This window comes from Mesorhizobium sp. LNHC221B00 (assembly GCF_000502935.1).
GTDB classification, from domain to species: domain Bacteria; phylum Pseudomonadota; class Alphaproteobacteria; order Rhizobiales; family Rhizobiaceae; genus Mesorhizobium; species Mesorhizobium opportunistum.
Genome location: NZ_AYWR01000011.1, coordinates 194,017 through 208,124 on the forward strand (window position 1 = coordinate 194,017; position 14,108 = coordinate 208,124).

The window sequence follows — 14,108 nt, forward strand, 5'->3', positions numbered from 1 at the left end:
GCTGTCGTGCGGCTTTACGGCAATCTGTTCCAACCGTCATTCAAGCTTCAGGAGAAGACGCGGATCGGCGCTCGTGTGATCAAGCGCTATCATCCGCCAGTTCCGCCTGCGGCCCGTGTCCTTGCACATCCGGCTGTGGCCGAGGCCGACAAGCAGCGGCTCCAGGCGATGATGGAAACCGCCGATCCCGTGCTGCTGTTTGCTGGCATCCGCGCCGCGCAGGAGGAGCTTGGGCGGCGGGTCGATCGTCGTGGCCTGAATACGAAGATTGAGGAGCCGGCCGTTATCGATCTCCAGCGCTTTGCCGCGAATCTGAAGACGGCCTGGAAGAGTGGCGAGACCCGACCAACGCATCGGCGGCCGTATCGGCGGACCAAACCCTATCCGAAGAGACCCAGCATGTACGAGCCGTTCGAGGCGCAGATCAAGGGATGGCTCGAGGAAGAGCCGGCGCTCTCGGCAGCAAGTGTGTTGCAACGCCTGACAAAGATCGACCCCTCGCGCTTCAAGAAAAATAACCTGAGAATGGTGCAACGGCTTGTGAAGGTCTGGCGCATGGAAATGGCTGGGCTGATCATCCTCGATGGCGGTTGGATGAAGAGCTGGCCGCTATCTCCCTCCGCCGCGACGGATGGAGAAAGGGCCCATGTCGGCCCTATCGCGTTCGGTAACATTCCTCGGTGAGGCAATAGGGGGGGTCAGTTTCTCAATTCGGCCGACACGCAGACACGCCTTGGCAGGTCTCCGTCACAGTTGACACTGCGGGATTTGGACGCGCCTTTCATCGGCGCATTCCTGGAAGACCTCGAGACACTGCGATCCGCCTCAGTGAGGACCCGTAATCTCCGCCTCACGGCCATTCGGTCTTTCAGATATGCATCGTTCGAGGAGCCGGCCCATAGCGCCCAGATTCAACGCGTGCTCGCGATCCCGAGCAAGCGATGCGACAAGCGACAGCTTCAGTTTCTCACCAGGCCCGAGATTGAAGCGATCCTGGCCTGTCCGGATCGAAGCACATGGCTGGGACGGCGTGATTACACTCTGCTGTTGCTGGCCGCGCAAACGGGGTTGCGGGTCTCGGAGATCATCGATCTCGACCGGGACTCGGTGATGCTGGGGCACGGTGCCCACGTGCGATGCCTTGGCAAGGGCCGCAAGGAGCGAAGTACGCCGCTTCGTACCAACGCACCAGCGTGTTCGCCGCACGAACACTGCATAAGCCGCCGTCTCGCTTGAACTTCCAGGAAGTCGACGCGCCGTTGATCGTTGCCTTCCTTGATGACCTGGAGAACCACCAGGGTATCAGCGTCCGCAGCCGTAACTTGCGCCTCACGGCAATTCATTCCTTCTTTCGCTACGCCGCCTTCGAGGCACCCGAGCATTCCGCCCAAATTCAACGCGTGCTCGCGATCCCCAGTAAGCGCTTCACTCGAACCCTGGTCAATTTCTTGACCCGCCCAGAGGTCGATGCCTTGCTGGCCGCACCGGATCGATCGACCTGGTCCGGGCGACGCGATCACGTGTTCCTGCTGGTCGCTGTGCAGACCGGATTGCGGCTATCGGAGATCACTGGTCTCAAGCGCGACGATCTGTTCTTCGGCACGGGCGCCCACCTGCGCGTCATTGGCAAAGGGCGCAAGGAACGCTGCACCCCGTTCGCCAAGTCTGCGGCCGCAGTCTTGAGAAGCTGGCTGAAAGAGCCTCAACGCGGAGAAGAGGGTATCCTGTTTCCCAGCGCCAGAGGTGAGCGGCTGAGCGTTCATGGCGTTCAGTATATGCTGAACAAACACCGCCAGACCGCTTCTGACATCTGCCCGTCGCTGAATGGAAAACGCGTCACTGTTCATCGTCTGAGACACACGATGGCCATGGACCTCCTGCAGGCGGGCGTCGATCGTGCGGTAATCGCTCTGTGGCTCGGCCATGAATCGGTCGAGACCACACAGATCTATCTCGAGGCGACGTTGGCGATGAAGGAGGCGGCGTTGGCAAAGACGTCCCCATATTCCGGCAAGTCATCCCGCTTCCGGCCTGGCGACAATTTGTTGGGATTCTTGAACAGCCTGTAGATCGAGCTGACTATGTCGGGTGGCCCGGGCGTTTCTGCAGGAAATCTCTCTATTCCTCAGGGCATTTACTGTTGCGGTCAAAGCTACTCGACATAGTCGGGCGGGGTAGATAGTGACTCCTATGTCTTGATCGACATAGGCGCCACAGCGCTGCCATGGAGCTGCTGCAGGCGGGCGTCGATTGTTCGGTCATCGCCTTATGGCTGGGCCATGAGGCGATGGAAACGACGCTGACCTATCTTCATCTTGAGCTGAAGGAATCCGCACTTGCCAAGCTGAAGCCATACGAACGCGCAAAGGCCGAACGATTTCGGCCAAACGACCGGCTACTTGAGTTCCTGAACGCCCTTTGAGGATGAGAACTATGCCGAGTGTCAACGACGGGTTCTTGGTCGAAATGGCGGGCAAAGCGCATCATACCGCCATGATCGGACGAGGCGCTCGGCATAGTTCGCCGGTCGGCATAAAGCGCCAAGCTGAATGACATCGACCCTCAGGCCTGGCTCGCCGATATCCTGGCGCGCATCGCAGCCCACCCAGCACAGCGGATCGATGATTTGCTGCCGTGGAATTGGAGATCCGCAAAACTGCGGACCCAACCAGCGGCGGCCTGATCATGCAGCGCAATAAGGTGCATCACGTCTACACCGTCGAACGTGTCGCCAGGGACCTCGGCGTCAGCGAAGCGCTCATCCAGGACCTGACCCTCGGTCTCGAGCCCGAGGACGGCGTCATCTGGGTTTACGGCGCCAACGATGACGACGGGATCTTGGCCTTCACCGATGAAGGCATCGAGGAAGTCAAACTCCTCCTCGAAGAATATCATCGCGTCTCCCCATCGAAAGCTTGACCCCAGCATCACGGTGCTCAAGTGCTCATGGCCGCCGGATACGCACGGTCTTCACCGGGCTTCACCGGCTTTCGATTACCCACATCGTCGGCGGCCTATTGCCGCGTATGAATCTGCTGTGATTCTGTCCGTGACGCCGAATCACGAGGCGTCACGGATGCGAGACAAGACCAGCAGCAGCGAAGCCGCTTGGCAGGAAGAGCTTTGCGCGGCGGGCCCTTCCCGACAAGCGCCTGGTCCGCCGCCTGCAGCGGTTGCTGGATCAGCTGTCAGCAGCGCCGGGCAAGCCGATCCCGGCGGCCTGTGGCGACTGGGCAGCGGCGAAGGCGGCCTACCGCTTCTTTGACAACCCGCGTGTGACCGAACACAGCGTTCTCGCCGGCCATTTCGCCGCGACTGCGGCCCGCGTTGCGGCGAACGAAGGTCCGATCCTTATCCTGCAGGACACGACCGAATTTATCTACAGCCGCGCGCAGCCGGGCAAAATCGGCTTCACCAAGACCATCAACGCCGGGCGCTACAAGGCTGGGCAGCCCAACGTGCTGACCTTGTGCGGGGTGCTGATGCATTCGAGCTTGGCCGTCACCCTCACCGGCACGCCCCTCGGTCTGACGGCAGTGAAGTTCTGGACCCGAACGAAATTCAAGGGAACGCTCGCGCTCAAGCGCACATCAATCCCACGCGCGTGCCGATCGAGACGAAGGAGAGCTACCGCTGGCTGGAGAACTTGCGTCAGTCCATCGCGCTCGTGGGCGCGCCCGAGCGCTGTGTGCATGTGGGTGACCGGGAGAGCGACATCTACGAGCTCTATTGCACCGCGCAGGACCTTGTACCAGCTTCCTCGTGCGGGTGCAGACGAACAGGCTCGCCGAGCGGCCTGCCGATGCTGGCCCACACGATCCTGCGAATCGCGTCTTTACCCAACTTGCGGCGGCGCCCTGGGCGGGACGTCATCGCATTACGATCGATCAGGATGAGACGACCTGAAGGTCATGAAGTCCGGCTGCCGCGCCGAGGAGGCGAGGCTCGAGACCGCAGAGAGGCTGGCGAAGTTCCTCGCTCTCATCGCAGTGGTCAGCTGGCGAATATTCTTCGTCACTATGTCGGCGCGCGCCAAGCCAGACGCCGCGCCCGACAGCGTTCTCACCTTCGCCAAGATCACTGCGCTCGACCAGATCGACGCCGCCCGAACACGACCGCGCCCCCAACGGCCCACGCTCGCCGCCCACCTGCTGCAAATCGCCATGCTTGGCGGCTATCTCGCCCGCAAACATGATCCGCCTCCCGGCAACATGGTCGTCTGGCGCGGCATGACCCGTTTGCACGACATCGCCTTCGGCATCTCTATTGGATCAAGCCGACGATGTGGGTAATCGAAAGCTTCACCGGACGGGTACGTTGGTGGTGTCGCCACTGGCGGTTCTTAGTACTGGTCTATTTCGAACAAATGCCGACAGCACTGCTCCGGTCAAAGGCGCATGTGTGACGAAGCCGGCCAAGCCGGGCATCCTATCAAACGGACCGCGGTCGCCTACGAGGCGGCTGGCGATGGCTTTTAGCCGGCAGGTTGGCTGTCGGCGCCCGACATCGAGTCCTACGCTACCTCCTGCAACGTTTCGATGTCCGGCGAACACGCCGCGCCAAGACCGATCGTCTCGATAGGGAGCTTTTGATGCGCGTCTATACGGGCTGGCCGCGCGGCGAGAACTATTGCAGTATGGCAGCGATGGGTGGTCTTCAGCTCATAAACCCAGATGGCGATTTGGTAGCGCACACCGATCCACGGAACTTTCATAATCAACATTGGGGTCTAGTTCAGTGGCTCACCAACGATGTCTACTTGGCGAACTTGCACCGCGTAGGGAACATCTCGCGGTGAGCGATAGTCAATCCCTTTCCTTATCGATGCTGATTTCAACGCGATCATAGAGCCATTTGGCCTCATGCATCACAAACAGCAATCCGCTTCGCTACAAGCCCGTGACGTGCGGCGAGCACAAATTCGACGGTTTTCGCAGCTAGTTACGCTCACTTGGCCAAAGCGTGATGAGAGCGGACAGGCTCTTGCTCACGTGACACTGTCTGCCGTGCATCTTCATTGCGGAGAGTTACAATGATTCGAAGTTCCTTGGCGAGCCGGTCCGAAAACAGGCGGGCTTTCGAAGCCGCCCCTGGGCGGATTTTCAGAAAAAACTATGGGGAGACAATACTGTCAGGCCAGGGCGACGGCAGCGCGGTCATCGACAAAGGATAGAGCTTCCAGCGCAAGCGACCGTCAAGGATCGGTGTCTCGAGCATCTGCCGCGCGAACGCGTGATCATTGGTGCTCCGTCGAACTGTGTTGCGTTTCGGCCATTCTCCTAGGCCTTTATCCGGACTCCTCGCCCAATGGCCACGGCCCCATGTTTCGTGGCTGACCTCCCGCGCCGACCACCTCGGCAGGCACAAACCCTTTGCCCGAAGCCGGACAAGAATATCGGAAACCCGACGAAACGGTCGGGCGGGCCGGGTGTCGATGTGGACGAGTAGTGCAACTCCTAACGGTGCGCCAGCTGGCACGCAACTTGCGCGGGTCACGGCCGACGGCCGCAGTTCCGTCGCGGAGCCTGGTGGTGACTCATCAGCCTCGCTTTTAACGCGTGTAGACTGGCGGCAGTCCTTTATGGGCGACGTTGATAGCCGGTCGTTTGGTTCGCGACTGCCGATCTGATTGGAGTGTTCATGGCCCATCGCTATTATGATATCCTGTCCCTCACTGTCCTCACTGCCCTCGAGGTATTCGAGGCATCGGCACGACACCTTTCGCTTGAGCTTGCAGCTTCCGAGCTGAACGTGCCATCGAGAGAGATCAGTCGGCAGATAAAAGTCATTGAGGACGAGCTTGGTGTTCCGCTGTTTGTGAGGCCAGGAACCGACCTGGTGCTTACCGCCGCTGGCAAAGATCTCTACACCCAGCTGGCAAGCATTTTTTCCAGGGCGTCCGATGTCGTCACGACCATTAAACGCGGCGGTCGTTCGCCGACGTCACGATTGCCTCCAGCGATGGGTTCGCGCCGATCTGGCTGAAACTACGTATGCCGTGCTTTGGAGCACAGCACGACGCTATTCCAGTCCATGTGACTTCCGAAAGTTCGCACGACTATCGCCGCGCTGAGGTTAAGCTGCGCATCCGCTATGGCGCCTCGTGGCCTAACGAGAGAGCGGACCTATTGCTTGGCGTCATCTACCCGGTCTGCGGTCTCGCCTTCGCCAAAGAGCAACACAACGCGCGGCCAAGTGCTTGCCCAGACTTCCCCTCCTGCACGTCGAATGGATCGAACCCGGCTGGGAGGATGCCACGGGTGGTTTTGCAAGCTGCCCAGGCCGATCAGGGCGTTGCCGCGGGCTGGCACCTACTGGTGCGAATTTGGTCGAAGACGGCAAGCTCTTGAGGATTACCGACCTCGAACTGGACGCCCGGCAGGAAATTATCCGATGTGAATGATAATCGCCCGAGCGGCTGCGTGACTGGTTGCGGAACATCGACCGAAGAGCGGAACCGCTTGGAGTTGGAGCTCGCGCCGCGGCGCGTCTTTGCATGGCCCGGAGGCATAGGTGCGGCTATGCCATCACGCGTTCGGGATGATGTTTCCTGGGGGGCGGATTCGTTCAGACATCCTCGATCTCAAATGGGAGTTGGGGGCGCTCGAACGCGCGGCATTTGCTGCGCGGCTGGTGGGCCTGGTGCTGGAACTGAACGCCGTGATCCTGATAACACCCAGCCCTTCAAAGCGAGTTTCTGTCAGAGGCAGTGCGGCAAGTGCCGCTGCGCATGCAAGGGGATTCCTGCGTAGTTGCCCACGAAATCGCCCTGCGGCACGGCATCCATGATCATCGCCTCGCCGATGACAACGGCGATTGGGGCCCGCCGCCGAAACTCTTTCCCAGCGCTATCGGCTCCACCCTGAATGCTCTATGGCGAAACCAGGCCGGTGCGAGCGAAGCCGGACTGGACCTCATCTGCGGTCAGGTCGGTGCGCGATCGCACAAGCGCGCAAACCGCGGATGAACTCCGGCGGCGCTGGCAGGAGTCACTTTCACTCCTGGACCGGCTCGATCACTATAGCTGCAACCTCAGACCCGTTCCGTTCCAACGCCTTCGGCATAAGAGAGCATCGCCGTGAATTTAGATTGGCGTAGGACAGAATTGCCACATGAATCTGTCAGTACCGCGCCATCATTGAGAATTGTTATTAATTAAGTAGCAAAAACTTTTACATTAATTCAATGTAATTTATGACAAGTGCACTTGCATATGAAATTAAAACGGGCCCTCCTATGTAAGGATAAGAATCATCAATTTTTAAATTCGTCCACAATCACCTCGGAGAGCTTCGATGCAAGATCGCGCAAAAATTCTAGTTATCGGCCACGGCGTGCTTGGCGGGGCGGTCCTTGATTTTCTCAGTCAAAGCGGCAGACCCTACGATCTGCATGTCGGAGCAAAAGATGTGGAGCGGGCCTCTTTAAAGGTCAACCTGGCGAAGCACTCGGCTTTGAACCTCGGCCACCATCCGACAATTGAGGTTGTGCCCATGGATCTCATAAATGTAGAGGCTACAGCAGAGCAGCTTGCGGCTCTCCGTCCTGACATCATTTTCAATGCAACGACATTGCATTCATGGTGGGTGATAACCCAATTGCCGCCCGATGGTTATCAGCAGATCGATCGAGCACGCGGCGGCGTATGGACGCCTATGCATCTTGTTCTCGTGCGACGCCTGATGAGAGGTGTGCGAGAGGCCGGGCTTGACACCGCGGTCGTGAATGCATCCTACCCTGATGTCACAAATGCCGCCCTTGCCGCCGAGGGTCTCTCGCCGGCGATTGGCATCGGTAACGTCGCAAACGCCGTACCGGGCATCAGGTTGGCGGCAGCGCATCTTCTGGGTTGCGAAGTGAAAGCAATCGATGTGCGGTTCTTTGCCCAACACTACCTCAGTTATCGTATGCCGAGGACCGGTTCCACGGATGGCGCGCCGTACCATCTGACCATATATCGGGAGGGCCAGAGAATTGGGCCTGAGGAAATGGGTCACGACGTGATCTTCGCGAACGTTGCCGGACGTTTTCGGCGGGTTGGAGGCCTGGAGGGGGAATCGGTGACTGCATCGTCGGCGACAGCTGTTCTTCGTGCGTTGGCTGATCGCGTAGAACGTGTCGTCCATGCGCCGGGTCCATTGGGTCTCGTGGGAGGCTATCCCGTTAGGGTTGCTCCGACAGGCATTTCGATCGACCTGCCTGAAGGCTTGTCATTGGACGATGCGGTGGAGGTTAACAAGGGATGCCAGAAATACGACGGTATTGAGGCCGTGGAAAGCGACGGGACGGTGCGCTTCACGGCGGAGTCGGCGGAAGTTATGCGCGAGCTGCTCGCCTACGATTGCAACGCAATGGCGTTGGACGAGTGCGAAGACCGCGCAGATGAATTGGCAGCAAAATATGCTGAATATCGTCGTCGCTTCGAATAGTCGGGCACCCTTCGCGCCGCCTGCCGGACAAAGTACATCGGCGCTCGCAGTGTAAAGCAGTAAAGCCATCCCCGGCATGCACGATTGGCGCCGTCGGGGAACCTGCCCGACCTCAAGACCGTCATCCAACTCAGCGATGTGCTGGTCGAACTGTGGCTGTCGAGCTATTGCTGCGCCGCCCGAGACTGTGAGGCTCGACATCGACGATATGCTCGATGTCGTTCACTGCTTTCAGCATCAGTCGCTCTTCAACGCCCACTATGACGAGCGCTGCTTCGTGCCGATTGATGTCTGCGCCCCGGGCCGGTCGCTTTGACGGCCAAGGAGATTCGCGGCCATCTGCGCCGGCCGACCACCCATATTCTGGTGCGGGGCAGGGCGAAATCATGAATCGTTAACCTGCAAGGACGGCTTGGCGGTAGGTCGGGTTCATGAGGGCTTTGAGGCGCTTACGCTTGAGCGAGGTCTTTGAAGGCTCGCGTCGGAGCATGTTGAGCACCGCGCGGCGGATCATGGCGAGGTTGCGCGCCGAATGGTCTTTACGGACGCGGCACTCGTCTTCGCGGAACGCCACGTCCAAGACCCAATGCAGATTGTTCTCCACGCTCCAGTGGGCACGCACGGCGGCGGCGAGGCGGACGGGGTCGGGCGGCAGCGAGGAGATGAAGAGCCGCGTCTCGATCGAGACCGCGCCGGTCTTCTTGATCGTGCGACGCGTTGTGACGGCGAGAAAGCTCGCAAGCCCCTTCCAATCGGGATGACGCTCGGCGAGCCAGGCGGCATCGGCGGCGCGGATCGTGCGCTCCTCGATCCGGCCGTGGCCGGCTTGCGGCTCTTCTTCATGACACGAACAATCGGCCGCGAGCACGGGATCGTCGAAGAACAGCGCGACATCCTCCTCGAGAGTTCCCTGATTGCCTTTGAGCGCCAGGACATAATCGGCCTTCTTGGAGACGATTTTGGCGGCGATCGGCCTTTGCGTTCCCATCGCGTCGATGGTGACGATCGCGCCTTCGAGGGCGAGCATGTCGAGAAGCTCGGGAATGGCGGTGATCTCGTTGCTCTTGGTGTCCACCGCCCGCTGCGCCAGCACGAGGCCCGCCTCGTGCGCCCAGGCCTGAACGAGATGCAACGCGCCTGTCCCGTCGGCGTCCTGCTTGGAGCCGCGCACGGTCTTGCCGTCGATGGCGACGACGCCGCCGATGCGCCCGGCGAGGCTCTTCACCCAGGCGGCGAACGCCGTCTCCAACTGTCGCGGATCGAGCCGTGCCAGCGTCCGCTTTAAGGTCTGCGCCGGCGCAACCCCATGCGCGAACGGCAAGATGCGCCGGAGCCAGTCGAGCAGTTCGACGCCCACGTCCTCGATCTCGTCGAAATCCTCCGCTCGGCACAACAGGCCCACGAGCACCGTGAGCAGGATCTCGTCGAGCCGATAGACCACCATTCCGGGCACGCGAGGGTCTTCAATGTCGTCAATATGATCGAGAAAGCTTGCGTCCATGGCCGGTCTCCTTCCCGGCCAACAGAATCCCACTTGGTTACCAGAGCGTTAACGATTCATGATTCCGCCCTGTGGTGCGGGGCTATGCCATTAAAGGTCGACGCAAACCATCTATAGTGAGAGGACAACGGCATCGGTTACACTTCGGACGCCCGGCAACACGGTTCTCCAGCAGCTCGTCTACGAGTGCCGAACGGCCACACCCGCTGCGCGCTCGAGCGCTAGCATGTGCTGCGTGGCTATGCCGAGACCCGCTACAAGCCGAAGCTTCAGCATTTGCGAACCAAACAGCGTTCGCCCTTCCTTCGCACAGCCGCGGTGAACCTTTGCCGCGCGCGAGCCCGCAGCGCGCTCGCTGCCACTGTCATCTCTCGTCTCACGGGGTCGCGCTTGGCGCCGCGCCGACTGCGCTTGCTATCATCACACTTCGGTTGCCTACGTGACGATCTTGGTGCGCGAGCTTGTGCTGGCAGAGCTGCGGTGCGCAATACCAATCAACCAGGACGGCTACACCACCCAGATCGGCAAAGACCGCTTCAGCGCATTCCGCACCGGGCGATCGAAGTCGCGTCAGTCGTTCCTGGCGACGCTACGCGCTGGACACGGAGATTAGATGATCAATGACCACGCCCTAGCCTATATGCGCGGCCGCAATCTCGCCGGGTCGGGTGATCGAGCGGCTGGCGGGTTCTGCGCAAAAGATGGGTCATGACTGAACTATAGAACCCTGATCGGCGGCAAAATTTTGTTAGGGTTGTCTAATCGCTTGTGGGTCGTCAAGCATCTATTGCGTTGAGACGACGCTACCGGGTTCATGGTTGTCTTCGCGGTCGACAGTAGCCGCCGCATGATGGAGCTTCGCGGGTATGTGGATGACGCACTTTGCTGTATCAGCGGTGCAACCCCATCGGAATGGCTCGGCCCACGTCCCGGCAGGGACGCCTCAGGCGTTCAGAATCTGAACGCTATCCGCGAGATTTCACGTGGCAGCTCCCGAATTCGGATCAAAGAATTCGCCTGTCTTAAGCATGGCATGCATGATCACCGCCAGTTTGCGGGCCCCGGCCACGGCGGCTCGTTTGAAGCCGATCCTCTCCAGGAGCTTGAGGCCCCATGTGGGCAGGCTGCTGTCGGTCGAGTCGCCACGTCGGGATATATGGCCGTCATAATCGACTTCTCCTGATTGGTAGCGGCGCGTCGTCAGGGCGACCCATGCGCCAACAGACCGGGACTTCCTGAAGTTGTCCGTATCCTCGATAGCCGTAGTGAACGAGGTCGCGGTGATAGCGCCGATGCCGGGGATCGACATGAGGATGCGGCAGGCCTGGCTCTGACGCGCATTCGCGGCCAACTGACGCCCAAGCTCGGCTGCAGATGCGAATGTTGCGCCAGGTCTCCAGAAGCGGCAAGACGATAGAAGCAAGCCCATCCTGATCGACAAGGAGGCTCCGTACATTCTTTTCGAATGCGCTTCCCTTTCCGGCGGGAACGAGCGGCCGAACGTTTTCATGACGCCACGAATCTGGTTCGAAAGCTCGGTGGTGATACGGACCAGCCGGCTACGCGCCGCCACAAGCGTGCGGGTCAGCATGCTGTCGAGCCCCTTCACACGCACCTCACGATAGAACTCACCTCAGCAAAGATGCGCCAAACCGTCAGCATCGTTCGCGTCGGTTTTGTTCGGCGCCATATCGAGCGCCGCTTTGGCATGGCGCGCATCGATGCAGATCGCCGCCACTCCCTCGGCGCACAGCACATGATAAAACCACACCGACAGAGGGCCGGTGTGGCGCGACAATTCTGATGAGAAGCGCTCGCAGCTTCATTGTCGCGCCGCAGGCCGGTCTCGAACACCGCGCGTTTTACGGCCGGCGCTCGTTGTGAACAAGCTCTGCAATGAGCTTCAGATTAGAGGCGCACTTGCCTCGCTATATCCGCTTGCCGTCGCGGCGGATCGACACCGCCGTCTCTTTCATCGACAGTTGAGTAGGCGGTAAGCGCCGCGCCGCCTTCCAGCGACCGGTTTCTCACCGCCTCCCCGATCCGGGCATGCGTCTTTCGTTACGCACCCGGCTCTCCAGAAGACTTGGTAAAGTCAGGCATATCCATCCATGCGACACGGAAGCGGCAGACGGGGGTCCAGGCGAGCATGTGTTGCTCGACCAATCCCTCGCGCCAGAGCCGTCTCGTCGGCCGGCGACTGCTGGGCTGATAGGCCGCCCAGATGTCACGCGACCGCGCTTTGGGGCGTTTCTTCCGCAACCATCGCACTATACGCATGCCAGTATACCAGTCGAGACTGGTGAACACACAGACTGGTGAACACCCGGCCGGCGCAGGCACAGTGACGGTAGTGGTTCGCCCACCCGCGCAGGATGGGATTGAGCTCCTGAAGCTTGGAACCCAGACTGCACCGGGCGGAACTCGTACCCGTACGTGCCTTGACCTTCCAACGCAGATCGGCGGCCTTTTTCTTGGGAATCTCGACGCGTGGGCCGTAGCCGTAGCGTCTATCCCAGTGCATGACTAAGCGGAATCCGAGGAACTCGAACCCGCTTAACTTACGCCCCCAATGCGTACCGGCCCGGCACCGAGGCTAGTCTCCTGCCTAGCTCCCCTGCGGATTAATTTACAATATAAGGTCGTCACGCGGAAGGCTTGTGGCAGTGTTGTTACCGAAGTATGTCAAATATTAAATAGAAATAAGACGTATATCTCAAAATTGTAACGTATTGTAATATAAAATTCTCAAAGATCACCTTTGTGCTCTCGCATGCCGCTGGTACAGTCGCCTCTTGAGAATGCCAGATCGTCTTTTTCTGCTACCCATCTTAGGGGTGTCGGTGGGTTGTCATGGAGAGCGTCGATGCAGGACCGGCAGCAGGGTGAGGAATTGCTGAACACTCCCGCCGGGCGGATCAAGCCGAGAAAGTGGACATATGTTTCCACTAGAGGACGTCGACGTAATTACCTTGTGTCCAGACGCCTTCGCATGGCCAAACAACCATGCTCCGCATAGTGGCACGGATCAGTTCGTGGTTTCAGCAGCGGCCATTGCGCGCTCATGACGGCAGTGCCGCACCCATTTGCCCTTACACGGAGGAACTGTTATGAACACCTTGGATCAGCAGACAGCACCGGAGCAAGCCGCACGAGAGCGCATGAAGGCATCCCATGACCTCGATGGCGACGCCGAGCGCTTGGCCCTCTTATATCGCGGATGGGCGAGTGCCTTCGATCTAGATCAGGCCCGCGTCGGGTACTGCGGGCCGATGATCGTGGCGGAACTGGCAGGCGCCGTGCAGACGGCCTATTTGGCCGGGCAGCGAAATGCCATCGCAATCCTGGACGCTGGTTGCGGAACAGGGCTCGTCGGCGTGGAACTGGAACGCCTCGGCTTTCGGTTGATTGACGGGTTCGATCTCTCCGAAGAGATGGCCGAAAAGGCCCGGCAAACCGGCGTCTACCGCCATGCCCAAGGCGATGTCGACCTTAACGGTCAGCTCTCCGACTACTCCAGCGCGAGCTATGACCTGACCGTCTGCTGCGGCGTCCTCACACTTGGACACGTCCGACCGGATGGGTTGCGCGAGCTGGCTCGCGTCACCCGCCCGAACGGCTTCGTCATTGCAAGCACCCGCAAGAGCTATGCGGAGACGACATCCTTTGAAGACCAGGTACGGCGTCTGCAGGATGAGGGCGTCCTTATACCGGCACAGTGTCTGAGGAACGGCAGATACGTCGCCGAGGAGGACGCGCACTATTGGGTCTTCCAGGTGCCTGAGAAGACCAGCGCACCAGAGGAACCGAGGCTATGACGAGGCTACCGCAAATCCTTGCGGTCGAAACTGGCAGCCGATGCAACGCATCAAGCTCATCCCGGACGGCTTGGGCGAGTCCACGAGCCAGCCGGGCATGCTGGTCGCCACGGAAAATCTCGGCTTCGGTATGCGCTCCTGGCGCTACGCCGCCTTGATCAACAATGGCGTGGTGGAGAAGTGGTTCGAGGAGGAAGGCTAACCCAATGTCTCTCGTCGACGCATAACGTTCTCGAAAGGACGAACGCCGCCGTTAACGCCGAGGCTGCATAGCCACAATTCTCGTCAATCATATTACCAGCCAATCGCGCAGCCCGCTATTTTATCATCATGCTCTTGTTCCGGGTGTATGAGAGAACC

The 14,108-nt window shown here is 59.8% G+C and carries 10 protein-coding genes and 6 pseudogenes; 13 read left to right on the plus strand and 3 right to left on the minus strand.

Annotation, left to right across the window (positions count from 1 at the left end; genetic code table 11):
• Positions 1 to 6: 6 nt before the first annotated feature.
• The 11 genes and pseudogenes from X741_RS1000000170965 to X741_RS1000000169805 form a co-directional block, all read left to right on the plus strand.
• On the plus strand, positions 7 to 684 hold the full coding sequence (locus X741_RS1000000170965; RefSeq protein WP_245272717.1) for a hypothetical protein: 678 nt from the start codon (positions 7 to 9) through the stop codon (positions 682 to 684).
• A gap of 51 nt (positions 685 to 735) precedes the next feature.
• Positions 736 to 1,236, plus strand: a pseudogene (locus tag X741_RS1000000168465) (site-specific integrase); the annotation flags it as partial.
• The gene (locus tag X741_RS151220) at positions 1,233 to 2,069 is read left to right on the plus strand and encodes a tyrosine-type recombinase/integrase (RefSeq protein ID WP_245272718.1); all 837 of its coding nucleotides are present in this window, start codon (positions 1,233 to 1,235) and stop codon (positions 2,067 to 2,069) included. The pseudogene X741_RS1000000168465 and the gene X741_RS151220, both read left to right, overlap by 4 nt.
• Before the next feature lie 140 nt (positions 2,070 to 2,209).
• A pseudogene (locus X741_RS151215) lies at positions 2,210 to 2,422 on the plus strand (tyrosine-type recombinase/integrase); the annotation flags it as partial.
• Between the two features lie 114 nt (positions 2,423 to 2,536).
• Positions 2,537 to 2,683 (plus strand): annotated as a pseudogene (locus X741_RS1000000168470) (transposase domain-containing protein); the annotation flags it as partial.
• Complete coding sequence (locus tag X741_RS151210; RefSeq protein ID WP_312887730.1) at positions 2,635 to 2,919, plus strand: hypothetical protein; 285 nt, start codon at positions 2,635 to 2,637, stop codon at positions 2,917 to 2,919. The pseudogene X741_RS1000000168470 and the gene X741_RS151210, both read left to right, overlap by 49 nt.
• Before the next feature lie 254 nt (positions 2,920 to 3,173).
• Positions 3,174 to 3,896, plus strand: a complete 723-nt coding sequence (locus X741_RS1000000170970; protein WP_245272719.1) for a transposase DNA-binding-containing protein — start codon at positions 3,174 to 3,176, stop codon at positions 3,894 to 3,896.
• 15 nt (positions 3,897 to 3,911) lie between these two features.
• On the plus strand, positions 3,912 to 4,292 hold the full coding sequence (locus X741_RS1000000170975) for a hypothetical protein (RefSeq protein WP_023778260.1): 381 nt from the start codon (positions 3,912 to 3,914) through the stop codon (positions 4,290 to 4,292).
• A gap of 1,348 nt (positions 4,293 to 5,640) precedes the next feature.
• The gene (locus X741_RS1000000168475) at positions 5,641 to 5,985 is read left to right on the plus strand and encodes a LysR family transcriptional regulator (protein WP_023778262.1); all 345 of its coding nucleotides are present in this window, start codon (positions 5,641 to 5,643) and stop codon (positions 5,983 to 5,985) included.
• Between the two features lie 1,310 nt (positions 5,986 to 7,295).
• Positions 7,296 to 8,429 carry a hypothetical protein gene (locus X741_RS151195; protein ID WP_023778264.1) on the plus strand — a complete coding sequence of 378 codons (1,134 nt, stop codon included), beginning with the start codon at positions 7,296 to 7,298 and terminating at the stop codon, positions 8,427 to 8,429.
• A gap of 99 nt (positions 8,430 to 8,528) precedes the next feature.
• A pseudogene (locus X741_RS1000000169805) lies at positions 8,529 to 8,777 on the plus strand (transposase); the annotation flags it as partial.
• A 46-nt stretch (positions 8,778 to 8,823) separates the two neighbouring features.
• On the opposite strand, the gene X741_RS151190 reads toward X741_RS1000000169805, so the two are convergent.
• The 3 genes and pseudogenes from X741_RS151190 to X741_RS1000000170980 all read right to left on the minus strand — a co-directional run bounded on the left by X741_RS151190 (position 8,824) and on the right by X741_RS1000000170980 (position 12,454).
• Entirely contained in the window at positions 8,824 to 9,930 is a 1,107-nt protein-coding gene (locus X741_RS151190) for an ISAs1 family transposase (RefSeq protein WP_023778266.1), read from the minus strand.
• Between the two features lie 979 nt (positions 9,931 to 10,909).
• Positions 10,910 to 11,837 (minus strand): annotated as a pseudogene (locus X741_RS01000000166705) (IS110 family transposase).
• A gap of 320 nt (positions 11,838 to 12,157) precedes the next feature.
• Positions 12,158 to 12,454, minus strand: a complete 297-nt coding sequence (locus tag X741_RS1000000170980; protein ID WP_245272720.1) for a group II intron maturase-specific domain-containing protein — start codon at positions 12,452 to 12,454, stop codon at positions 12,158 to 12,160.
• 586 nt (positions 12,455 to 13,040) lie between these two features.
• On the opposite strand from X741_RS1000000170980, the gene X741_RS151185 reads away from it, so the two are divergent.
• Together X741_RS151185 and X741_RS01000000166710 are read left to right on the plus strand one after the other, a co-directional pair.
• Positions 13,041 to 13,748, plus strand: coding sequence for a class I SAM-dependent methyltransferase (locus X741_RS151185; RefSeq protein WP_023778267.1), 708 nt, complete (start codon positions 13,041 to 13,043; stop codon positions 13,746 to 13,748).
• A gap of 22 nt (positions 13,749 to 13,770) precedes the next feature.
• A pseudogene (locus X741_RS01000000166710) lies at positions 13,771 to 13,947 on the plus strand (peroxiredoxin); the annotation flags it as partial.
• Positions 13,948 to 14,108 lie beyond the last annotated feature (161 nt).

Excerpts from the sequence above, each read along its gene's own strand:
- X741_RS1000000170975 (WP_023778260.1), top strand. The coding sequence starts at position 3,912 with ATGAAGTCCGGCTGCCGCGCCGAGGAGGCGAGGCTCGAGACCGCAGAG.
- X741_RS1000000168475 (WP_023778262.1), top strand. The coding sequence starts at position 5,641 with ATGGCCCATCGCTATTATGATATCCTGTCCCTCACTGTCCTCACTGCC.
- X741_RS151195 (WP_023778264.1), top strand. The coding sequence starts at position 7,296 with ATGCAAGATCGCGCAAAAATTCTAGTTATCGGCCACGGCGTGCTTGGC.
- X741_RS151190 (WP_023778266.1), bottom strand. The coding sequence starts at position 9,930 with ATGGACGCAAGCTTTCTCGATCATATTGACGACATTGAAGACCCTCGC.
- X741_RS1000000170980 (WP_245272720.1), bottom strand. The coding sequence starts at position 12,454 with ATGCACTGGGATAGACGCTACGGCTACGGCCCACGCGTCGAGATTCCC.
- X741_RS151185 (WP_023778267.1), top strand. The coding sequence starts at position 13,041 with ATGAACACCTTGGATCAGCAGACAGCACCGGAGCAAGCCGCACGAGAG.